Genomic DNA, 22,255 nt, shown 5'->3' with positions numbered 1-22,255 from the left:
CGACACCGCACACCATGACCGATCCAGTGGGGGCAGGGCGTTGAGCAGCGTACGAGGCAAGAGGATTCTGGTCACCGGCGGAGCGGGCACCATCGGCTCGCACCTGGTGGACCAGCTGGTGGACAACGGGGCACGCGAGATCGTGGTGCTCGACAACTTCGTACGGGGACGGACCGCCAACCTGGCCCGCGCCCTGGCGAGCGGGGTGGTGGAGGTCGTCGAGGGCGACATCCGCGACGCCGCCGCGGTCCGCAAGGCGACGGAGGGCTCCGACCTCGTGTTCCACCTCGCCGCCATCCGGATCACCCAGTGCGCGGAGGAGCCGCGGCTGGCGAACGAGGTGATGGTGGACGGCACGTTCAACGTGCTGGAGGCGGCGGCCGCCGCGGGTGTGGGCAAGGTGATCGCCTCGTCCTCGGCGTCGGTCTACGGGCTGGCCGAGTCCTTCCCGACCACCGAGCGCCACCACCCGTACGGCAACGACACCTTCTACGGCGCGGCGAAGGCCTTCAACGAGGGGATGCTGCGCAGCTTCCACGCCATGTACGGGCTGGACTACGTCGCCCTGCGCTACTTCAACGTGTACGGGCCCCGGATGGACATCCACGGGCTGTACACCGAGGTGCTGATCCGCTGGATGGAGCGGATCGCCGCGGGCGAGCCGCCGCTGATCCTCGGCGACGGCACCCAGACCATGGACTTCGTCCACGTCCGGGACATCGCGCGGGCCAATGTGCTGGCCGCCGAATCGGACCTGACCGACGAGGTGTTCAACGTCGCGAGCGGGACCGAGACGAGCCTGCTGGACCTGGCGCTCGGCCTGCTGGAGGCGATGGACGCGGACCTCGCGCCGGAGCACGGGCCGGCCCGCGCCGTGAACGGGGTGACCCGGCGCCTCGCGGACACCTCCGCGGCCGCGGCCCGCCTCGGCTTCACCGCGGAGATCGGCCTGCGCGACGGCCTGCGGGACCTGGTGGACTGGTGGCGGGCCGAGCGTGCCGCCGACGCCGCCGCAACGGCGGCAGCCGCCGCCGCCGCCGTCGGAAACAAGGGGGCGCGGCGATGAGCGCACCCGCGACGGGGGCCGCGTCCCGGGCACGGAGCGCCCCGGTGGCGCCCGCGCCCGAGCGCGTCCCCGTCATGGTGCCGTGGCTGGGGGAGGAGGAGGCGCGGGCGGCCGCCGAGGCGGTGCTCTCCGGCTGGGTGGCCCAGGGGCCCCGGGTCGCCGAGTTCGAGCGGGCCTTCGCGGAACGGGTCGGCGCCGCGCACGGCATCGCGGTCAGCTCCTGCACCACCGCGCTGCACCTGGCGCTGATCGCCCTCGGCCTCGGCCCGGGCGACGAGGTGGTCGTCCCCTCCCTGTCCTTCATCGCCACGGCCAACGCGGTGCGCTACGTCGGCGCCGAGCCGGTGTTCGCGGATGTCGAGGAGGCGACCGGCAATCTGACCCCGGCCACCGTGGACGCGGTGCGCACGCCCCGTACGAAGGCGGTGCTCGCCGTCCACCAGGGCGGCGTGCCCGCCGACGTGCACGCGCTGCGCGCGGCGTGCGCCGACTGGGACCTGCCCCTCGTGGAGGACGCCGCCTGCGGGATCGGCGCGACCGTGGGCGGCGAGTCCGTCGGCCGCGGGGCGCTGCTGGCCGCCTGGTCCTTCCACCCGCGCAAGGTGATCACCACCGGCGAGGGGGGCATGCTGACCACGGACGACGCCCGGTGGGCGGAGCGGCTGCGCCGGCTGCGCGAGCACGGGATGAACGTGTCCGCCGCGCAGCGGCACGCGAGCGCCGTGCCCATCGTCGAGAGCTACCTGGAGGTGGGCTTCAACTACCGGATGACCGACATCCAGGCGGCGGTCGGCCTGGTGCAGCTGGGCCGGCTGGACGCGATCGTGGCCCGCCGGCGGGAGCTCGCGGCCCGGTACGCGCGGCTGCTGGGCACGGTGCCGGGCCTGCGCCCGGTCCGGGACCCCGACTACGGCCGGGGCAACTTCCAGTCGTACTGGGTGCTGCTGGCCGAGGACTTCCCGATCGGCCGCGACGAGCTGCTGGCCGCGCTGTCCGAGGCCGGGATCTCGGCCCGGCGCGGCATCATGGCCTCGCACCTGGAGCCCGCCTACGCGGGGCACGGCGCGGCCCCGCTGCCGGTGACCGAGCGGATCAGCCGCGACTCGCTGATCCTGCCGCTGTTCCACACCATGACGCAGGACCAGCAGGACCGGGTGGTGGCGGTGCTCCGCTCCCGGGCCGGCGGATGAGCGGGACCGGCGGGGGCGGGGAGCCACTGCCGGGCGGCCGGGACCTGGTGATCGTCGGCGCGGGCGGGTTCGCCCGCGAGACGGCCCAGGCGGTACGCGACGCGGTGGCCGCCGACGCGGCCGCGGGGCGCGCGCCCCGATGGCGGCTGGCCGGGCACCTCGACGACGACCCGGCCCTGCACGGCCGGGAGGTCGACGGGGTGCCGGTGCTGGGCGCCGCGGCGCGGGCGCGCGAACTCACGGGCGCGGTGGTGGTGGTCTGCGTCGGCAGCCCGCGCGACTACGCGGTCCGGGCCCGTCTGGTACGCCGTCTGGGGCTGCCCCCGGACCGGTACGCGACGGTGGTCCATCCCACGGCGGCGGTGTCGGCGTCCTCGGTGCTCGGGCCGGGCACGGTGGTCCTCGCGCACTGCGCGCTGACCGCCGCCGTGCGGGTCGGCGCGCACGTGGCGGTGATGCCGCACACCGTCCTCACCCACGACGACGAGGTCGGCGACTTCGCGACGCTCGCCTCCGGGGTGCGCCTCGGCGGCGGGGTGCGGGTGGGGCGCGGCGCGTACGTGGGCGCGGGCGCGCTGGTCCGCGAGTACGTCCGGCTCGGCGCCTGGTCGCTGACCGGCATGGGGAGCACGGTCCTCGCCGACGTCCCGGACGGCGAGGTGTGGGCGGGGAGCCCCGCCCGACGCCTGCGCGCGGCGGGGGAACCCGCGCTGGGCGAACTTCACGGCCCGGCGGCCGAGCCGTGCGGGCGCGACGGCAGCGAGGGGACCGGAACCGGCCGCACCGGCCGGCGGCCGCAGACACGGAGGGAGAGCCCAGTCACATGAACCGGATACCGCTCGTCGACCTGAAGGCGGCGCACGCCGAGGTCGCGCAGGAGTTACGGGACGGCTTCGACCGGGTGCTGGCCGACACCGCCTTCATCGGCGGTGAGGAGGTGCGGGCGTTCGAGCGCGAGTACGCCGACTTCGCCGGGGTCGCGCACTGCGTGGGCGTCGCCAACGGCACCGACGCCCTCGAACTGGCCCTGCGGGCGCGCGGGGTCGGCGTCGGCGACGAGGTGGTGCTGCCCGCCGGCACCTTCATCGCCACCGCGGGCGCCATCGCCCGGATCGGCGCCCGGCCGGTCCTGGTCGACTGCCTGCCCGACACGCTCCTGATGGACCCGCGGGCCGCGCTGGAGGCGGTCGGCAAGGCCACCCGCGCGGTGGTCCCGGTCCATCTGTACGGGCAGTGCGCCGACACCGCGGAGCTGGCGGCGCACCTGCCGGAGCACGTGGCGGTCGTCGAGGACGCCGCGCAGAGCCAGGGCGCGACCCGCGACGGCCGCTCCCCCGGCAGCGGCGGGATCGCCGCGACCAGCTTCTACCCCGGCAAGAACCTCGGGGCGTACGGCGACGCGGGCGCCGTGGTGACTGACGACGGTGAGACGGCGGCCCTGGTGCGCGCGCTGGCCAACCACGGCGGCGTCGCCAAGTACCGCCACGACGTGGCCGGGTTCAACAGCCGGCTCGACGGCTTGCAGGCCGTGGTCCTGCGCGCGAAGCTGGCCCGGCTGGCCGAGGGGAACGCGGCCCGGCGGGCCGCCGCCGCCCGGTACGACGCGCTGCTGGCCGACCTGGTGGCCGCCGGGCGCGTGACCCTGCCCGTCACGGCTCCGGGCAACGTCCACGTGTGGCACCTGTACGTCGTACGGGTCGCCGGGGCCGACCGCGACGCCGTCGTCGGCAAGCTCAACGCGGAGGGGGTGGGCGCGGGCGTCCACTATCCGTCCCCGGTGCACCTCACCCGTGCCTTCGCCCACCTCGGCCACGGCCGGGGCTCCTTCCCGCACGCCGAGCGGGCCGCGGACCGGATGCTGTCCCTTCCGCTCTTCCCCCAGATCACCGCCGCCCAACAGCAGCGGGTCGTGGACACGCTCAGCGACGCCCTGCGCTGACGCGGAAAGAGGTACAGATGAACAGACGGAGAAGGTCCCCGCGGTACGGGCTCTTCACGCTGGTGGCGACCCTCCTGGCGATGGTCCTGCCGCCGGCGGCGGTGGCCGGGGCGGTCGCGGACCCCTGCGGTCCCGGCGGCAACGCGATCGTGTGCGAGAACTCCAAGCCGGGCACCCCGATGCCCGAGTGGTTCGCGCCGAGCGCGTACGGCGACATCAAGGGGTTCCCCGCCCAGACGAGCGTGCGCGCCGGCGACACGGTGCAGTTCAAGATCCAGTCACCGACGCCGTACCGCGTCTCGGTGTACCGGTTGGGCCACTACGACGGCGACGGCGCCCGGCTGCTGTCGACGGCGGCGCAGGCGGCCCAGACGTACCCGGCGAACACGGCTGCGGGTGGGAGCCCGGCCGCCTGCGTCACGAAACCCTCCACGGGGTTGGTCGACTGCGGCAACTGGCCCGTCACCGCGACGTGGACCGTGCCGGCGGGGGCCGTCTCTGGTCTGTACATCGTCAACTTCGACCAGGCGGACGGCAACGGCGTGATGCCCTACCCGTTCGTGGTCCGCGACGACTCCAGCCACTCCGACATCCTCGTGCAGACCAGTGATCAGACCTGGCAGGCGTACAACAACTACGGCGGCCAGGACATGTACGACGGCGCCGGTCCCGCCCCGGACGGGCGGGCGTACGAGGTCAGCTACAACCGGCCGATGGACATCGGCGGGGAGAACGGGATCTACGGCTCCGAGTTCCAGATGATCGCGTGGCTGGAGCGCAACGGCTACGACGTGAGCTACATGTCCGGCCTCGACACGACCCGGCGCGGCGCGCAACTGCTGAACCACAAGGTCTTCCTGTCGTCCGGGCACGACGAGTACTGGACCCAGGAGCAGTTCACGAACGCCCTGAACGCGCGCCGGGCCGGGGTGAACCAGACCTACTTCGCCGGCAACGAGATCTTCTGGAAGACCCGCCTGGCCCCGAGCATCGACGGCACGAACACCGCCGACCGGACGCTGGTCTGCTACAAGGAGACCAAGCTCGCCTTCCCGCAGCCCAACGGCGTCCCGGACCCGAGCGGGATCTGGACGGGCACCTTCATGGACCCGGCCGGCGGCACCAACGGGCGGCCCTTCCAGCCTCAGAACCAGTTGACCGGCTCGATGTTCAGCGTGAACGGCTACCGCGCCGACGCGATCACCGTGCCGGGCTCCTTCGCCAAGCAGCGGCTGTGGCGCCACACATCGGTCGCGGACCTCACCCCGTCCCAGACCGCCACCTTCCCCACCGGCACGCTCGGCTACGAGTGGGACAGCGACGTGGAGAACGGCAGCCGTCCGGCCGGCCAGATCCGGATGTCGTCGACGACGGTGGACATCGAGGACGGCAAGCTCCTGAAGGACTACGGCAACACCTACGGCAACGGGACCGCGACCCACAGCCTGGTCGCCTTCCGGGACCAGACCTCGGGCGCCCTGGTCTTCGGCGCGGGCACGGTGCAGTGGTCCTGGGGTCTGACCGACATGCCCGTGCACGACCCGGACGACGCGGTGGTCACCGCCGACCGGCGCATGCAGCAGGCCACGGTGAACGTCTTCGCCGACATGGGCGTCCAGCCGGGGTCCCTCCAGGGCGACCTGGTGCGGGCGAGCGCCTCCACGGACGCCGTGGGGCCCGGCGTCACCGTGACCAGCCCGGCGGCCGGCGCGACCGTGCCGGCGCTGCGGCCCGTGACCCTCACGGGTACGGCGAGCGACACCGGCGGGGGCGTGGTGGCCCGGGTGGAGGTCTCCACCGACGGCGGGACCACCTGGAAGGCCACCACCGGACTGAACTCCTGGAGCTTCCAGTGGACCCCGACCGTCCCCGGCGCCGCGCAGATCAAGGTGCGCGCGGTGGACGACAGCGTCAACATCGGCGCCACCACCGCGGTGCCGCTCACGGTGGGGCCCCAGCAGTGCCCCTGCACCGTGTGGCCCGCCGCGACCGTGCCGGGCACGGTCAACGCCGGTGACGGCAGCGCCGTCGAGCTCGGGGTGAAGATCCGCTCCTCGGTGCCCGGCTCCATCACGGGCGTCCGGTTCTACAAGTCCCCCGCCAACACCGGCACCCACACCGGCAGCCTGTGGAGCAGCACCGGCCAGCGCCTGGCCACCGGCACCTTCGCCAACGAAACGGCGTCCGGCTGGCAGCAGCTGAACTTCCCCTCCCCGGTCCCGGTCAAGGCGAACACCACCTACATCGCCTCCTACTTCGCCCCGAACGGCGGCTACTCCTTCGACACCACCTTCGCCGGCTCCGCCGCCGGTCTGGCGCCGCTCACCGCGCTGCGCACCGGCACCGACGGCGGCAACGGCGTCTACCGCTACAGCGGTACGGGAGGGTTCCCGGCCACGGCCTCCTCGGGCAGCAACTACTGGGTCGACGCGGTCCTGGACACCGCCGCGGCGAGCACGACGCCGCCCGCCGTCACCTCGACGTCGCCGCAGTCCTCGGCGACGGGCACGCCGATCACCGCGGCGGTCAACGCCACCTTCGACGGCAGCATCGACGTGGACACGCTGGTGTTCACGGTGAAGGACGCCGGGGGCGCGACCGTCCCGGGCACCAAGGTGCTGAGCGCCGCGAACAGCGCCACCTTCACCCCGGCCGGCGAGTTGGCGCTGAACGCCACCTACACGGCGTCCGTCCAGGCCGCCGACCTGTGGGGCAACGCCATGGCCGCACCCGTCACCTGGAACTTCACCACCAGTGCGGCGCCGCCCGCGGTCCACTGCCCCTGCACGTTGTGGAACGGCAGCGCCGTACCGGCTACCGCCACCGTGGCCGGGGACACCAACTCGGTGGAGCTGGGCACCCGGTTCCAGTCCGCGGTCAACGGCTATGTCACCGGGGTCGCCTTCTACAAGGGTCCGCACAACACCGGCACCCACACCGGCAGCCTGTGGACCGCGAGCGGCACCCTGCTGGCCACCGGGACCTTCGGCAGCGAAACCCTGTCCGGTTGGCAGCAGCTGACCTTCGCGACCCCGGTGCCCGTCACCGCGGGGACCTCCTACGTGGCCTCCTACCACGCGCCGAACGGCAACTACTCCGTGGACGGCGGGTACTTCACCGCCGCGCACCGCTCCTATCCGCTGGTCGCCCCGGCCGACGGCAGCGGCGGGGCCAACGGCCTCTACACGTACGGACCGGCCACGGCCTTCCCGTCGCGCACCTTCGGCTCGGTGAACTACTGGGTCGGGCCGATCTTCACCACCAACCCGCCGGCCGCCGTGCAGACGGACGGTTCCACGGAGGTGTCCGGCCCGTGAGCACCGTCAGCGTGGTGATCCCCTGCTACAAGTACGGCCATTTCCTGGCCGATTGCGTCAAGAGCGTGCTGGACGAACAGGAGGGTGTCGACGTCCGGGTCCTTGTCATCGACGACGCCTCGCCGGACGACTCCGCGACGGTCGCGCGCGCCCTCGCGGCCGCCGACCCGCGGATCGAGGTGCGGGTCCACGAGCGGAACCAGGGCCACATCGCCACCTACAACGAGGGACTGCTGGAGTGGGCGGACGGGGACTACGTCGCCCTGCTCTCGGCGGACGACCGGCTGGTCCCCGGGGCGCTGGTGCGCGCCGCCGCGCTGCTCGACGCGCATCCCGAGGCCGGCTTCGCCTACGGCCGGCCGCTGCGGTTCCGGCACGGCGGACCGCTGCCGGCGGCCCGTACCCGGTCCACGGGATCGGTGGTCTACCCCGGGCGGTGGTGGCTGGAGCGCCGCTTCCGGGAGGGTACGGGCTGCATCACCTCGCCGGAGGTGGTCGTCCGCACCAGTCTCCAGCGCAAGGTCGGCGGCTACGATCCGCTCCTCCCGCACGCGGGCGACATCGAGATGTGGATGCGGCTCGCGGCCCACGCCGACGTGGGCTACGTACGGGGCGCCGACCAGGCCTTCTACCGGGTCCACGGCGACAACATGTCGACCACGGACTTCGGCGGGCAGCTCGACGACCTGCGCCAGCGCCTCGCCGCCTTCGATTCGGTGCTCGACAAGTGCGCCGACCTGCTGCCCGGGGCCGCCGGGCTGTCGCTCGCGGCCCGCACCCGGCTGGCCCGGTACGCGCTGCGGCGTGCCTACCGGGCCTACGACCGGGGGCGCACCGAGGCGGTGCCGGTCGAGGAGTTGGAGGCGTTCGCCGCGGAGTGCCTGCCCGGCTACACCGGCCTCGCCGAGTACCGGGCGCTGCGCCGGCGCCGGCGGGTGGGCGCGCGCGTGATGCCGTACCTCCAACCGCTGGTGCTCTCGGCCGTCGCCGACCGGGGCCGCGAGTGGCTCTGGTGGCGGTCCTGGAAGCGCCGAGGGATCTGATGGAGGACGTATCGGCGCCGGCGGTCCCGGCGCGGGGGTGCCCCCCGCGCCGGCCGCACGATCCGGCGCCGGCCCGGCGGCCCGCTTCCTCAGCGGGCCGCCGCGGCCATCGGGACCCGGTCCTCGGCGGGTCGGTCCGCGCCGGCGCCCTCGTCGGCGGGGTCGGCGTCACGGCGCCGGCGCAGGGCCCGGCGGGCCGACGCCCGGTCGGTCCACAGCGCCGCGCTCACCCCGGTGACGGCGGCCAGCAGGGCCACCCCGGCCAGTCCCCGGCTCTTCGTGCCGCTCTGCGCGACGGCGGTCGGCGGGACGAGGAGGGTCACGCTCATCCGCGCCGCCTCCGGGATCCCCTGCTGCGTCTGCATGTCCGTCACGTGCTCGCCGTAGACCTCGATGACCTTGCGCACGGCGGCGTCGGCCGCCTGCGGATCGGCCTGCTCCGCCTGGACCTGCAAGGAGGGGATCAGATAGCGGGGGGTGACGCTGGTACCGCTGTTGCGCGGGATGAGCCGGTAGGTGCCACCCACTCCGGCGGCCCTGAGCTCGGCCGCTCCGGCGGGCGAGTCCAGCTGCTGCACCGCGGCGTAGGAGACGGCGGCGAGCGGCGGCTGCAGATTGGCCAGCTGGTTCGGCTGGCTGCCGGTCACCGGTGGCTTGAGCACCACGATCGCGGAACTCAGGTACGTCTGCGAGGGACGCAGCACCTGCTGCGCCCCCGCGGCCGCGAGCACCGCGGCCACCACCAGGACGTACCAGCGCCTACGCAGCGCGCGGACCAACTCACCAGGCGACAAGGGACTTCCTTCCGTTGTCGCCGATTCTCCCGGTTCGCGGGTCGGATCGCCATCAACTCCGGTACCTCGCGGGGGTGTTCGTGACCCTCGCGGAGATCATCGCGGTGCTGCGCCGCCGCTGGTACGTGATGGCGCCGCTGACCCTGATCGGGCTGCTCGTGGGCCTGCACCTGTACCGGTCGGTACCGGTGGCCTACCAGTCGCAGAGCTCGGTGGCGCTGCTCGACTCCACGGCGGTGGCCGAGCTGGCCCCCGCCTTCGGCAATCCGATCTCCAACGCCGGCGGTTCGCTGGTCGTCACCGCGGACGTGCTGATCAGGACGCTGTCGGGGACGGACGCCGCGCGTGACCTGCACGGCCTCGGGGTGAGCGACCCCTACACGGTCGGGTTCGCCGCGAACACCTCCGGCCCCATGCTCACCCTCACCGTCACGGGCACCGACCGGGCGAAGGTGCTCCGCGAGACGACCACGCTCACCGACTTCGCCGGGGAGCAGCTCGACGCGCTCCAGGCGGCGGCGAAGGTCCAGCCCGCCTACATGGTGCAGACCGCCCCCGTCGTGCTGCCGCAGACCCCGGTTCCCCAGCTCAAGAGCCGGTACCAGCAGGTGCTGGCCGTCGTCATCCTCGGCACCGCCGCCGGGTTCCTCCTCTCCTTCGTGACGGAGAGCCTGGTGGTGGCCCGGCGCCGCGGGCGGGAGGCGACCGCCGCGCGCGACGGCCTCCCCCGCCTTACGCGCGCCCGCCGGCGGCCGCGCGGCCGCACGCCGGACGCCACCGCGCTGCTCAGCGGCTACCTGGCCCTGGCCTTCTTCATCCCCTCGAACCTGACGCTGCCCGGGCTCGGCGGGGTGGGCACCCCCGCCAACGTGTTCGCGCTCCTCGGCCTGTTCTGGTACCTGGCGACCTGGCTGACCGGCGGCATCCGGCCGGCTCCGGGCACCCGGCTGCCCCGGGTGGTCATGTGCCTGCTGGCCCTCGCGGTGCTGGCCTCGTACCTGGCGAACGCGACCCGCGCCGCCTCGCACAAGGAGGTCCTGGGAGCGGACCGGGGCCTGATCGGGCTGCTCGTCTGGGTCTCCCTGGTGGTGCTGGTCTCGGCCGGCATCCAGGACCGGGCCCGACTGGACGTACTGCTGCGCCGGGCCGTCGTGATGGGGGCGGTGGTGGCCGCCATCGGCTATTACGACTTCTTCACCGCGACCAACATCGCCGACCGGATCAGCATCCCGGGGCTCCGGTCCGCCGTCGCCCAGATCACCACCCTGGACCGGGGCTCCTTCACCCGGCCGCGCTCCACCACGGCGCAGCCGCTGGAGTTCGGCGGCATGCTCGCCCTGCTGCTGCCCTTCGCCGTGCAGCAGGCCTTCGACCCCGTACGGGGGCACCTGAGCCGCTGGCGCCGCTGGGGGCCGGTGGTGCTGATGGGCGGCGCCCTGCCGCTGACGGTGTCGCGGACCTCGATCATCGGGGCGCTGATCGTGGTCCTGGTGTTGCTGCCGCGCTGGAAGCCGCAGCGGCGGTGGACCGCGATCGGCCTGCTGGTGGGTGCGGTGGCCTGCTTCAAGGTGATCGTCCCCGGCCTGATCGGCACCATCACCACCCTGTTCGGGTCGTTCCTGTCGAATTCCGACAGCAGTACCCAGGCCCGTACCGTCAAGTACAGCGCGATCCTCCCCTACCTCGACGAACGCCCGCTGTTCGGGCGGGGCTTCGGCACCTTCACACCCGACCTCTACTTCTTCACCGACAACCAGTACATGCTGACGCTGGCGGAGACGGGCCTCCTCGGCCTGGCCGTGCTCCTGCTCCTCTTCCTCACCGGTATCCATCAGGGCGGCGCCGTCCGGCGGCTCGCCCGCACCGAATCCGACCGGGAGCTCGGGCAGGCCTTCTTCGCCTCGGCCCTGGTCGCCCTGGTCAGCAGCGCCACCTTCGACGCCCTCAGCTTCCCGATGTTCGCCGGGATGTTCTTCCTGACGATCGCCGCCGGAGGCAGCTACCTCGGCTTCATCCGGCGCGCGGCGCCGAAGCCCCTCATCGTGGAGTCCCCATGCCTTCCCCTCGCCCCGCCCCGCCCGCCCGGCCGGGTGCAGCCGGTCCCGTAGCCGTCCTCGTCGTCACCTGGAACAGTGCCGGAGTGCTCCCCGCCTTCCTCGCCTCCCTGCCCGAGAGCATGGCCGGGCTCGACTGGCGCCTGGTCGTCGCCGACAACGACTCCCGCGACGGCACCGTGGAACTGCTCCGCTCCCTGGCCCCGGACGCGACGGTCGTCCGCACGGGCCGCAACGCCGGGTACGCGGCCGGGGTGAACGCCGCCCTGCGGGCCGCGGCCGGCGGGGAGGGCGGCTACCGTGCGGTCCTGGTCTGCAATCCGGACGTCCGGATGCGGCGGGGCTGCGCCGCGCGGCTGGTGGCCGGGCTCGGCGACCCGACCCCCGGCGGCGGCCGGGTCGGCATCGGCGTACCGCTGCTGTACGAGGAGGACGGCGAGACGCCGCTGTTCTCGCTGCGCCGCGAATCGCGCGTGACCCGGGCGCTGGGCGAGGCCGTGCTGGGCAACCGCCGGGCCGGGCGCTTCCCGCGCTGGAGCGAGCTGGTCACCGACCCCGCCGCGTACGGGCGCAGGACCGTCGCGGACTGGGCGACCGGCGCGCTGATGGCCCTGTCCCGGGAGTGCCTGGAGGCGTGCGGCCCGTGGGACGAGTCGTTCTTCCTGTACTCGGAGGAGACCGAGTACTGCCTGCGGGCCCGGGACCGGGGCTTCGCCACCCGGCTGGAGCCGGCGGCCTCGGCCACCCACCTCGGAGGTGACTCGCAGGTGTCACCGCGGTTGTGGACACTGCTGACGCTCAACCGCGTCCGGCTCTACGGCCGCCGGCACGGCGCCGTGGCGACCGCCGCCTTCCGTGCGGCCGTCCTGCTGCGCGAGGTCTCGCGCGCGGCGCTGGGCCGGCCGGCGAGCCGGGCCGCCGCGCGGGCTCTGGCCAGCCCGGCAGCGCTGCGGGCCACCCCGGGGCCCTGACCGGGCGGTACGGGCGCCGAGCCGGTCACCCGGAGGGCCTGTCGCCGTCCCAGGCGGTGTAGAAGCTCTCCGGGTTGACCAGGTACCGCACGGTGGGACGGGGCAGGTGGCGCACCTCGTGGCGGCGGCTGTAGCGGCGCACCAGCTCCCAGTCCTCGCGGGGCAGCACCTCGGGGGTGCGGCGGAGCCGGCTGAAGTACAGGGCGGGGGTGCGCCGTGCGACGAAGGCGTTGGTGTCCAGGAAGGCCTCGTGCGCGGCGCGGCGGCGGTCGAAGGGCACCGACAGGACGTCGCGCTCGACGCCGTCGGGCAGCACCCTGCGCAGCGCGGTGTAGACGGCGTCCGGTCCGCCGGGCGGCTCCAGGACCGCCAGGGCCTGCTCCAGGTGGTCGGGCTCCCACAGGTTGTCGTCGTCCAGGAAGGCCACGTAGCGGGAGGCGGTCAGCCGGATCCCCACATTGCGCACGACGCCCGCGGTGGCCGTGTTGCGGGCCAGGGAGACGGCGAACAACCGTGGATGGGGTGGGAGTTCGGGCAGTCCGGCGCCGTCGTCGACGACGACGACCACCTGGTCGGTCACCGTCTGCTCCAGTGCCGAGCGGACGGCGGCGCGCAGCGCCTCGGGGCGCCGGTGGGTGGCGATCACGGTGGCGACCAGCGCGGCCGGGGGCGTCCCCAGCAGGTCCGCGAGCCGGGTGGTCTCACGGTCCTCGAAGCGGCGCAGCCGCACGGCGGAGGGGGCCAGCAGGACCTTGTTCCGGGCTTCGAAGAGCACCAGCCAGCCGAAGGCCCGCTTGAGCAGCTCCCAGGGGGCTCGCGCGATGCGGCGCATGGTCAACGCTCCGTGGTGGGTTCGGGGACGACGGGCCGCCCGTCGGACATGCGGTTGCCGCGCCACAGGTTCCCGGCGCCGCCCGCGTTCCACGCGGTGACCGGGCCGTAGGCCCCGGCGGCCGGGTGGTACTGGGTGGAGAAGACGTTGTCCGTGACCTGGATGCCGGTGGCGCCCGGGCCGCCCCCGTACAGCGTGTACGCCCCGCCGGCCAGCCAGTTGCGGTCGACGACGACGGAGGAGACGACCCCGGTGTCGGCGAACAGGCCGACGCTCGCGGTGGCACCCCGGTCCACCGGGACGGGGTTGAGCAGGGTGTTGTGCCGGATGGTGAGGCGTCCCTTGTTTCCGCCGCCGCTGATCACGGCGTCGGTGTGCTGCCACTCGCCGCCCTTGTTCACGAAGGGGACGATGTCGTGCACGTAGTTGTCGTGCAGGTCGCCCTGTCCCATGGACAGGGCGTTGCCGAACACGGAGACGTCGCACCAGCCGACCTCGACGGAGCTGCCGCCCATGTTCGACACCGCGTAGTTCACCCCTCCGTTGTCGGGGCCCTCGCCCGGTACGGCGGTGATGGTGGTGTGCAGCACCCTCAGCCCGCTGAATCCCGGACGCAGGTTGATCCCCCACCAGTTGGTGGAGGTGATCCTGCTGTCGATGACGGTGACGTCGTCGGCGTAGACGTCGAGCGAGCCGCGGATGTCCCAGCCCTTGATGACCGTGCCGTCGGTCCTGATCGACATGTTCCCCGTGTCGTGCCGTTCGAGTGCGATCCGAGGGCCGGTGGTCCGCGCGTCCGGGAATCCGCAGGCGCCGGGCGATGCGCAGGCTCCGGCGGCGGACGGCGGGCCGCTCGACCCCGGTGGAACGGTCGGCGAAGGCGTGGCCGCACCGGACGGGGGGCTCCCGGAGGGGGTGGCGGTCGGAGTTGCGGAGGGTGGCGGGGACTCGTGCGGGGTCGTGCCCGGGGCGCCGGGGCAGACGAGTTCCCCGGCCGGACAGGGACCGGTCGGGGCCTCCCTCACCCCGGTACGGCCGGCCTGGCACAGGGCCAGGGCGAACGCCATCAGGACCGGGACGAGCAACCACATCGCGAGGCGCCTGCGCCGGGCCACCGCGCCTACCCCTTGACCGTTCCGGCGGGGCCGCCGGTCGCGGCGGCCCCGGCCGGACCGGCGTCGGCGTCCTGCGCCGCCGTCCCGGGTCCCCCGGCCGGTGAGCCGGGCCCGCCGCCGAGCCGGGCGCGGCCCGGCAGGACGCACAGGACGTAGCACAGGGTGCCGCCGGCTCCCGTCGCGAGCAGCGCGAGTACGCCGTCGCCGAGCAGCCGCTCCAGTCCGAGGACCACCGCGGTCATCACCGCGCCGCCGAGGAAGGGCCAGGCGCAGGCCCGGGCCACGGTGCCCGGGCCGATGCCGCCCCGGTGCAGCGCGAGGAGGAAAACCGGCACCACGACGACGCCGGCGACCAGGACGTGCCCCTGCGCCACGCCCACGATGCCGTCGAGGCGGGCGCCGATCACGAGGGCCGGGATCAGCAGGAGCAGCCACAGCCCCTGGACGGCGATGAGGGAGCGGCGCCGGCCGATGGCCACCAGGCAGTCGTAGGCGAGTTCGCAGGCGATCCGGACCAGCCCGAGCGCCATCAGCCAGGGCAGTGCCGGGGCCGCCGGGAGCCAGCGGGCGCCGTAGACGAGCTGCACGACCGGTCCGGCGAGAGCGGCGAGCAGGACGCACAGCGGGACGGTGGCCGTGATGACCACGCCGAGGGCGCGTCCGAATCCGTCCGCCAGCGCACCGGGCGAGTCCGCGAGCCTGGAGAATCCCGCGAAGGAGACGCGGCGGGCCGCCTCGGAGACGATCCGTACGGGCCAGCCGGAGATGTTGAAGGCCAGCACGTAGAAACCCAGGGCCAGTTGGTCGAGGGACGCGCCCACGACCATGGTGTCCACGTTCACCACGCCGAGGGCGAGCATGCTGGCGCCGGCGAGAGGGAGCCCGAACCGCAGCAGGGCCCCGGCCTGCTCCCGGTCCCAACCGAACCGCAGGGTTCCGGGGGCGGCGAGGCAGCAGCCGACGAGTGCGGCCGCGTTGCCCGCCACCGAACCCCAGGCGAAGCTCATCGCGCCCCAGCCCTGGACCGCCAGCAGCAGGGTCACGGCGGTGCTGAGGACGAAGTTGAGCCCGTCGACGGCCATCCGCCGACCCTGGGCGAACTCCCGGGTGAGGAACCCCGCGGGCACCTGGGACAGGCCGTCGAGGACCACGCACACGCACATGACGCGCAGGACGCCGGAGGCCTCGGGCGCGCCGAGCACCGCGGCCACCGCCGGGGCCACCGCGAACAACACGGCGTACAGCAGGCAGCTGGAGACGGCGCTGAGGGTGAGGACGGTCGGGGCGAAGCGGCGCGGGTCGCCCTCCCAGCGAACGATCGCCAGCGAGACCCCGAGTTCGTTCGCGGAGAGCAGCACCAGCAGGACCGTCTGGGCGATCCCGTACACGCCCCAGGCCTCGGGCCCGAGGAAGAAGCGGGCCAGGACGATGCCGGTGGCGAAGTTGCCGAGCCGCATCACTACGGTGTTGATCAGGCTCCACTTCGCCGCGGAGCCGACCTTGCGGCCCAGCGACGGCGGCGCCGCGGTGGCCTCCGCGCCGCTCGCGGTGCCGGTCACGACGGTCCGGCGGCGTCAGCCGCCACCGGTTCGGCCGCCGCGCCGCGGGCGGGGCGGTGCGGGCCGGGGCCGGCGGGCGCGCTGTCCCCGGCGGGGACGCCGCTCCCGGCCGGAACGTCGCTCGCGGGCGGAACGCGCCGTCGGGCCTCCACGAAGAAGGTCGCCACCAGGCTGAGGACGAAGCCCAGGGCGCCCGCCATGATCAGGTACTGGAGCCTGGTCTTGGTGTCCGCCTCCGCCTTCTGGGGCGGCACGATCGTCGCCATGCGGATCATGGCCTCCGGGGCCACCGACTGCTGGGTCTGGAACTCCTGCAACCGTTTCTCGGCGTACCCGGTGAAGATCTCGTCCGACCTGAGCACGGCATCCGGGTCGGTCCCGGTGACGCTGAGCCACATGAAGGGTCCCTGGGCGTTGTCCGCGATCTTCGCCTCGTGCTTCCCGGTGAGGCCCAGGGACTTGAGGTCGGCGACGGAGTCGTCGGAGTTGAGGTTGCGGGCCAGGCCGTCGGCCATGCCGGTGAGCGAGGCCTGGGTGCTGAGGAAGGGGTTGCCGTCGAACGCGACCGTGGCCTTCTTCGAATTCAGCAGGGTCACGGTGGCCTGCGACCGGTACTCCACCGGGACCAACAGGTACACGCCGGCGGTCAGCGCCGCCGTGAGCAGCAGTCCGGGCAGCAGGACGTACCAGCGCCTGCGCATGACCCGCCAGATCTCCGCGAGGTCCATGGTCTTCCTCTTCCCCCTCGCGGCCGCGTCGCCCTGCGTGGCGCGGCCGCTCTGTCATCGCGCTGGATACGGTGGTAGTGGCGGTCGGCCGGCCGATCCACCAGCCGGCCGGTCAGCCTGTGGATCGGTCGGTCAGCCGGTGGACCGGTCGGGGACGAGGTCGGTGGGCCGCGGCCGGGTCCGGGCGGTCCCGCCGCCCAGCAGCACCTCGGCGATGCGCTCGCTCGCCCGGCCGTCCCACAGTTCGGGGCAGCGGGGCGCGGGCGGACGGTCGAGCACCCCGTGGACGGTGGCCACGATCCGCTCCGGGTCCGTGCCCGCCAGCACGTTGGTGCCCTCCTCGACCGTGACGGGGCGCTCGGTGTTCTCCCGCAGCGTCACACAGGGCACGCCCAGGACGGTGGTCTCCTCCTGGATGCCGCCCGAGTCGGTGAGCACCACCCGGGCGGCGTCCTGCAGGGCGATGAAGTCGAGGTATCCGGCGGCCGGTACGAGTCTGATCCCGCCCGGTACCCCGACGTCCGCCAGCCGTTGGGCGGCCCTCGGGTGCACGGGCAGCAGCAGCGGGCAGCGGCCGGCGATCTCGCCGAGGGCCTTGAGCAGGCCGCCGAGCGCCGCGGGATCGTCCACGTTGGCCGGCCGGTGCAGGGTGACCAGGCCGTACTCGCCCCTGGTCAGCCCGTAGCGGTCCAGGACGTCGGAGCGCCTGGCCCGGTCCAGGTTGGCGAGGAGGGTGTCGATCATGACGTTGCCGACGACGTGGATCTGGTCCTCCCGGTAGCCCTCCGCCCGCAGGTTCGCGGCCGCGTCGGGAGAGGGGGCCAGCAGGTAGTCGCTGAGCCGGTCGGTGACGACGCGGTTGACCTCCTCCGGCATGCCCCAGTCGCGGCTGCGCAGGCCGGCCTCCACGTGGGCCAGCAGCGGGCCGGCCTTCGCGGTCACCAGGGCGCAGGCCACGGTGGAGTTGATGTCGCCGACGACCACGACCGCGTCCGGGGCCACTTCGGCGAGCAGCGGCTCGAAGGCGGCCATCACCCGGCCGGTCTGTTCGGCGTGGGTGCCGGATCCGGCACCCAGGTAGCGGTCGGGGGTGCGGATGCCGAGGTCCCGGAAGAACACGTCGTTCATGGACTCGTCGTAGTGCTGGCCGGTGTGGACGAGGACCACCTCGGCGCCGCGGCGCTCCAGTGCGTCCATCACCGGTTTGATCTTCATGTAGTTGGGGCGTGCTCCGGCGACGCACACGATCCTGGTGGGTCCGGTCATGTCTCAGAGCACCTCCACCGTCGGTCCGGACAGCCGGTTGCGGCAGTCGAGCAGGAGGGAGGCGTGCTCGGTGACCAGGTCGTAGTCGAAGGAGTCGTGGTCGGTGAGCAGGACCACGACGTCGGCGGCGGCCAGCTCCTTGCGCGTCGGTTCGACGCGGACGAGACGGGCGTCGACCGTGATGTTCTCCACCACGTGCGGGTCGGCCGCGCGGACGCGGGCCCCCATGTCGAGGAGCAGCTGCGAGACGCGCACCGCCGGTGACTCCCGGGCGTCGCCGGTGTTCTTCTTGTACGCCAGCCCGAGCAGCAGGATCCGGGAGCCGTTGACCGAGCGGCGTTTGGCGTTCAGCGCGTCCATGACCCGGCGGGTCACGTACTCGGGCATGTGGCTGTTGATGTCGTTGGCCAGCTCGACGAAGCGGAAGCTCTGGCCCAGCTCGCGCTGCACCCGCCAGGACAGGTACGAGGGGTCGATCGGCAGGCAGTGTCCGCCGACGCCCGGGCCCGGCGTGAACTTCATGAAGCCGAAGGGCTTGCTCGATGCCGCCTCGATGGCCTGCCACACGTCGATGTCGAGGTGGCGGGCGAACATCGCTATCTCGTTGACCAGCGCGATGTTCACGTGCCGGAAGGTGTTCTCCAGCAGTTTGGCGAGCTCGGCCTCCTTGGGGGAGCCCACCGGGACCGTGGTGTCGACGAGCTCCCCGTAGAAGGCCTCGACGGCTTTCAGCGAGGCCTGGTCGACGCCCGAGACGACCTTGGGCGTCTGCTGGAAGCCCCAGACCGCGTTCCCGGGGTCGATCCGCTCGGGGCTGTAGCCGAGGTGGAAGTCGACTCCGGCCGTCAGGCCGGACCCGTCCTCCAGGATCGGTGCGAACAGCTCCTCGGTGGTGCCCGGGTAGGTGGTGGACTCCAGCACGACGGTGGCGCCGGGGCGCAGGTAGCGGGCCAGGGTGCGCGCCGACTCCTCGATGTGGCGGAGGTCGGGGGTGCCCTCCGTCAGCGGCGTCGGCACGGTGACGACCGCGACGTCGAAGCCGCCGCAGTCCCGGGCCAGCTCGCTGGGCCGGTACGTGCCGCGCTCCAGCGCCCGTACCAGCCGTTCGCCGGACACGTCCTCCACGTACGACTCGCCGGCGGCGAGGCTCTTGACCCGCCGCGCGTCCACGTCGTAACCGATCACCTGGTGCCCGACCTCGGCGGCGCGGATGGCCAGCGGCAGTCCGACGTATCCCTGTCCCACGACGAGGACGCGCATCAGTGACTCCTGTTCGCGGAACGGGCGGACGGCGAGCGGCGGATGAGCTCGCGGACCGTCATGAGGAGGAAGGCTGCGTTGGTGGTGAGGTAGCGCTTGCCGAGGCGGCGGGGCTCCTGGAGGGTGCGGTAGAACCATTCGAGTCCCAGCCGCTGCCAGCCGAGGGGCGCCCTCTTGGTGATGCCGGCGAGGATGTCGAAGGAGCCGCCGACGCCGTGCACGACGTGGGCGCCGGTGCGCTCGCCGTGCCCGGCGGTGAAGATTTCCTTCTTGGGCGAGGTCATGCCGAGGAACAGCAGGTGGGCGCCGCTCTTGGCGATCGCTTCGGCGACGGCCTCCTGCTCGGAGTCGTCGAAGTAGCCGTTGCGGCTGCCCGCCACCCGCAGTTCGGGGAAGCGCTCGGCGATCTGCCCGAGCATCAGCTCCAGGACGTCCTTGCGGGCCCCGAGCAGGTAGACGGAGATGCCCGCGGTCTCGGCGGCGGCGAGCAGCCGCATGAACAGGTCGATGCCCGCGACCCGTTCCGGCAGCCGCACGCCGAGGACCCGGCCGGCCCAGACCACCGCCTGGCCGTCGGCCAGGACCAGGTCGCAGCCGCCGACCGCTTCGGCGAGCCGGGGGTCGCGCCGCATGTTGACGAGCTTCGCGGCGTTGACCATGCCGATCTCGATGCGCTCGCCGCGCCGCACGGCGTCGAGGCAGCGGGCCACGGTCTCGTCCATGGTCAGGGCGTCGAGCTCGACCCCGAAGAGGACCCTTCTTCGCGTCGTCATCCCCGCGGCCCCCCGAGCCAGGCGAACAGCATCCAGCCGAACTCGTACGGACGGCACTCGCGGTCCACCGCGAGGGGGCGGAAGAGCCGGTCCAGGGGGGCGAGCCGCGCCTGCGGCGCGATTCGGGTGGTGAGCCCGCGGGCGGCGCGGACGGCCTTCTTCGGGTCACCGCGGTACACCTTGCGCCAGGTGACGCCGAAGTCCTCGCGGATCATCGGCTCGCGGGGGGCTCCGGCGGGCCCGGTCAGTTCGGGTACGTCCGCCATCCAGCGCAGCCCCCGGCGGATGGCCGCACCGAAGTCGGTGCCGCCGGCCTCGGCCAGGTCGAACAGCGCGGTCGGGGCCATCGCGTGCTGGTGGACGCTGTAGACCGGATAGCCCTCCACCACGGTCGCGTGGCGGGAGTCGTAGTGCCACCACCACTGCCCGCCGTCCCCCTGCAGGGCGCAGATGCGGGCGGCGCAGGCGTCGGCGGCCGCGAGGGCCTGCGGGTCGGGGCCGCTCGCGTGCAGCCGGGCCAGCGCCTGGAGCGGATAGGTCTGGTCGGCGAAGCAGGCCACGTGGGACCGGTACCCCGGCACCAGCCCGGGCCCGGTCGCGTGCGCGAAGAGCGGCCCGTCACCGGTCCGGGCCGCCAGCAGGCGGGCGCGGGCGGCGCCGATCCGGTCCTCCACGTCGACGGTGGCGCGGGCGGCCGCGAGCGCCGACAGCACCCAGGCCGCCTCGACGGTGTACTGCGGCCTCCCGGGCAGGTCCAGGGCGGCCACCCGGTCGAGGGCGTCGGAGAGCTTGGGGTGGCCGGTCTCGGCGGCGGCCCAGGCGACGAGCGCCGCGTCCCCGAGGTTGCTCACGCCGGGCAGGCGCTGCACCAGCAGTCCCGTGAACTCCTCGGCCGTGCGTCCGCCGAACAGGGCGCGCTGGCGGTCCTCGGGCAGGAACCGGGCGCCCAGCGCGGTGATGGCCGCGTACCGGGTGCTGGTACCGCGGGCCTCCAGCCGCCGGACGCCCTCGGGCGAGACGGTCCCCGCCCGGGTGAACACGAAGGTCTCGGCGCCCGGCAGGTACATCGCGGGCAGTCCCGCCTCGGCCAGCGCGAGCAATCGCTCGGCGAGGGCGTGCAGCGGCGGGGCCTCGTGGGCCAGTGTTGCTAATCGCGTGGCGGTCATCGGGATCCCACCCCGGTTCCCCCGGTGCTGTGCGCACCTCGCATGTCCGAGCTGTACGGCTCCAACACACCTACCCCCTCTGATCTCTCCTCGGACGGACCTGGCGGTCGTCGTTCCGTGGAGGGGGATCGCGCATGACGGCGCCCGCGCCCGGCGGTGTGCTCCCACCGACGGCGCGAACCGTCCGACGGCCGGCGACTGGACCCCCCAGCGATGCCGCGGACCGGAGCACGCGCAGGCGGCAGCGGCGGACGGGCGCGGTCTCCCGCGCCGGCCGTCACCCTGCCCGCGATGCCCTCGTCGTGTACAACCCCCCACTGAACACAGGCCGTTGCCTGGTCAGATCCCGTGTACAGGGACAAGGTATGCCCACGGATGTTCGTTGATTGCGCTTTTGAGGAAATGCCGGTGACTCAAGTCGCCGACGTACCGTCAGGTGCGCTCGGTGAGCGTGCCGTCCTTCTCGTCGTGCAGCGCGCCGGTACGCGGGCACTCCCATACGCCCGGTTCGTCCTCGCGCTCCACGAGGCGCACCCCGGCCCGCCCCACCCAGCCGATCCGGCGGGCCGGCACCCCCGCGACGAGCGCGAAGTCCGCCACGTCGCGGGACACCACGGCCCCGGCCGCGACGAGCGCCCACCGCCCTACGCGCACCCCGGCCACGCACACCGACCGGGCCCCGAGGGAAGCACCCTCGGCCACCACGACCCCGGCGGCCTCCCAGTCGCCGCCGCGCTTCTGCCGCCCGTCGGGGTCGACCGCGCGCGGGTAGAAGTCGTTGGTGAGCACGGCAGCGGGACCGATGAACACCCCGTCCGCGAGTACGGCGGGCTCGTAGACGAGCGCGTAGTTCTGGAGCTTCACGTGGTCCCCGATCCGCACGCCCGGACCGACGTACGCCCCCCGCCCCACGATGCACCCCCGCCCGAGCCGGGCGTCCTCCCGCACCTGCGCCAGATCCCAGACGGTGGTCCCCTCCCCGAGCTCGGCGCTCTCGTCGACCTGGGAGGAGGGCTGAATACGGACACTCACCGGGCGGTCCCCTTACGGTTCGCGAGGCACGGACGTACGAACGCTCGCCCGAGCATAGGCGCGCCCCACCGCCCGCACCGGTGGATCAACCGACTGTTCACGCACCGGACTTGGAGCCCCGGACACCCGGTCGGCAGCACGCCCGGGCGC

The 22,255-nt window shown here is 73.6% G+C and carries 18 protein-coding genes; 8 read left to right on the top strand and 10 right to left on the bottom strand.

The window, feature by feature from the left end:
* The first annotated feature begins 40 nt into the window (after positions 1-40).
* Genes ACWFQ8_RS04415 through ACWFQ8_RS04390 form a run of 6 tightly spaced genes read left to right on the top strand, consistent with a single transcriptional unit; the run spans position 41 to position 8,555 of the window.
* Complete coding sequence (locus ACWFQ8_RS04415; RefSeq protein ID WP_453784674.1) at positions 41-1,066, top strand: NAD-dependent epimerase/dehydratase family protein; 1,026 nt, start codon at positions 41-43, stop codon at positions 1,064-1,066.
* Positions 1,063-2,256 carry a DegT/DnrJ/EryC1/StrS family aminotransferase gene (locus ACWFQ8_RS04410; RefSeq protein WP_453784673.1) on the top strand — a complete coding sequence of 398 codons (1,194 nt, stop codon included), beginning with the start codon at positions 1,063-1,065 and terminating at the stop codon, positions 2,254-2,256. The genes ACWFQ8_RS04415 and ACWFQ8_RS04410 overlap by 4 nt, the downstream gene beginning before the upstream one ends.
* Entirely contained in the window at positions 2,253-3,083 is an 831-nt protein-coding gene (locus ACWFQ8_RS04405) for a NeuD/PglB/VioB family sugar acetyltransferase (protein ID WP_453784672.1), read from the top strand. The genes ACWFQ8_RS04410 and ACWFQ8_RS04405 overlap by 4 nt, the downstream gene beginning before the upstream one ends.
* A complete protein-coding gene (locus tag ACWFQ8_RS04400; protein WP_453784671.1) occupies positions 3,080-4,195 on the top strand; it encodes a DegT/DnrJ/EryC1/StrS family aminotransferase in 1,116 nt (371 codons plus the stop codon). The genes ACWFQ8_RS04405 and ACWFQ8_RS04400 overlap by 4 nt, the downstream gene beginning before the upstream one ends.
* A gap of 17 nt (positions 4,196-4,212) precedes the next feature.
* Complete coding sequence (locus ACWFQ8_RS04395; protein WP_453784670.1) at positions 4,213-7,512, top strand: DUF4082 domain-containing protein; 3,300 nt, start codon at positions 4,213-4,215, stop codon at positions 7,510-7,512.
* Complete coding sequence (locus ACWFQ8_RS04390; protein ID WP_453784669.1) at positions 7,509-8,555, top strand: glycosyltransferase family 2 protein; 1,047 nt, start codon at positions 7,509-7,511, stop codon at positions 8,553-8,555. The genes ACWFQ8_RS04395 and ACWFQ8_RS04390 overlap by 4 nt, the downstream gene beginning before the upstream one ends.
* Before the next feature lie 89 nt (positions 8,556-8,644).
* Here the strand turns inward: ACWFQ8_RS04390 and ACWFQ8_RS04385 are convergent, their stop codons facing one another.
* A complete protein-coding gene (locus tag ACWFQ8_RS04385; RefSeq protein WP_453784668.1) occupies positions 8,645-9,349 on the bottom strand; it encodes a hypothetical protein in 705 nt (234 codons plus the stop codon).
* 74 nt (positions 9,350-9,423) lie between these two features.
* Between ACWFQ8_RS04385 and ACWFQ8_RS04380 the strand changes: the two genes are divergently transcribed.
* Both ACWFQ8_RS04380 and ACWFQ8_RS04375 read left to right on the top strand, forming a co-directional pair.
* Complete coding sequence (locus ACWFQ8_RS04380) at positions 9,424-11,457, top strand: O-antigen ligase family protein (protein ID WP_453784667.1); 2,034 nt, start codon at positions 9,424-9,426, stop codon at positions 11,455-11,457.
* Positions 11,403-12,374, top strand: coding sequence for a glycosyltransferase (locus ACWFQ8_RS04375; RefSeq protein ID WP_453784666.1), 972 nt, complete (start codon positions 11,403-11,405; stop codon positions 12,372-12,374). The genes ACWFQ8_RS04380 and ACWFQ8_RS04375 overlap by 55 nt, the downstream gene beginning before the upstream one ends.
* Before the next feature lie 25 nt (positions 12,375-12,399).
* Here ACWFQ8_RS04375 and ACWFQ8_RS04370 read toward each other — a convergent pair whose 3' ends face one another.
* The 9 genes from ACWFQ8_RS04370 to ACWFQ8_RS04330 all read right to left on the bottom strand — a co-directional run bounded on the left by ACWFQ8_RS04370 (position 12,400) and on the right by ACWFQ8_RS04330 (position 22,105).
* Entirely contained in the window at positions 12,400-13,206 is an 807-nt protein-coding gene (locus ACWFQ8_RS04370) for a glycosyltransferase (protein ID WP_453784665.1), read from the bottom strand.
* Between the two features lie 2 nt (positions 13,207-13,208).
* Positions 13,209-13,949 (bottom strand): hypothetical protein, encoded by a 741-nt coding sequence (locus tag ACWFQ8_RS04365; RefSeq protein WP_453784664.1) that lies wholly within the window; start codon positions 13,947-13,949, stop codon positions 13,209-13,211.
* Between the two features lie 377 nt (positions 13,950-14,326).
* Complete coding sequence (locus ACWFQ8_RS04360) at positions 14,327-15,880, bottom strand: oligosaccharide flippase family protein (RefSeq protein ID WP_453784663.1); 1,554 nt, start codon at positions 15,878-15,880, stop codon at positions 14,327-14,329.
* Entirely contained in the window at positions 15,877-16,608 is a 732-nt protein-coding gene (locus ACWFQ8_RS04355; RefSeq protein ID WP_453784662.1) for a chain length determinant protein, read from the bottom strand. The genes ACWFQ8_RS04360 and ACWFQ8_RS04355 overlap by 4 nt, the downstream gene beginning before the upstream one ends.
* A 132-nt stretch (positions 16,609-16,740) precedes the next feature.
* On the bottom strand, positions 16,741-17,874 hold the full coding sequence (gene wecB, locus ACWFQ8_RS04350) for a non-hydrolyzing UDP-N-acetylglucosamine 2-epimerase (protein ID WP_453784661.1): 1,134 nt from the start codon (positions 17,872-17,874) through the stop codon (positions 16,741-16,743).
* A 3-nt stretch (positions 17,875-17,877) separates the two neighbouring features.
* Positions 17,878-19,134, bottom strand: coding sequence for a nucleotide sugar dehydrogenase (locus tag ACWFQ8_RS04345; RefSeq protein ID WP_453784660.1), 1,257 nt, complete (start codon positions 19,132-19,134; stop codon positions 17,878-17,880).
* A complete protein-coding gene (locus ACWFQ8_RS04340; RefSeq protein ID WP_453784659.1) occupies positions 19,134-19,907 on the bottom strand; it encodes a WecB/TagA/CpsF family glycosyltransferase in 774 nt (257 codons plus the stop codon). The genes ACWFQ8_RS04345 and ACWFQ8_RS04340 overlap by 1 nt, the downstream gene beginning before the upstream one ends.
* Positions 19,904-21,073 (bottom strand): hypothetical protein, encoded by a 1,170-nt coding sequence (locus ACWFQ8_RS04335; RefSeq protein ID WP_453784658.1) that lies wholly within the window; start codon positions 21,071-21,073, stop codon positions 19,904-19,906. The genes ACWFQ8_RS04340 and ACWFQ8_RS04335 overlap by 4 nt, the downstream gene beginning before the upstream one ends.
* A gap of 432 nt (positions 21,074-21,505) precedes the next feature.
* Positions 21,506-22,105: an acyltransferase gene (locus ACWFQ8_RS04330; protein ID WP_453784657.1), complete on the bottom strand. Its 600-nt coding sequence runs from the start codon at positions 22,103-22,105 to the stop codon at positions 21,506-21,508.
* Positions 22,106-22,255: the final 150 nt, after the last annotated feature.

It is taken from the genome of Streptomyces sp. NPDC055254 (assembly GCF_053606025.1).
This window is presented reverse-complemented; position numbering and strand designations above follow the sequence as displayed.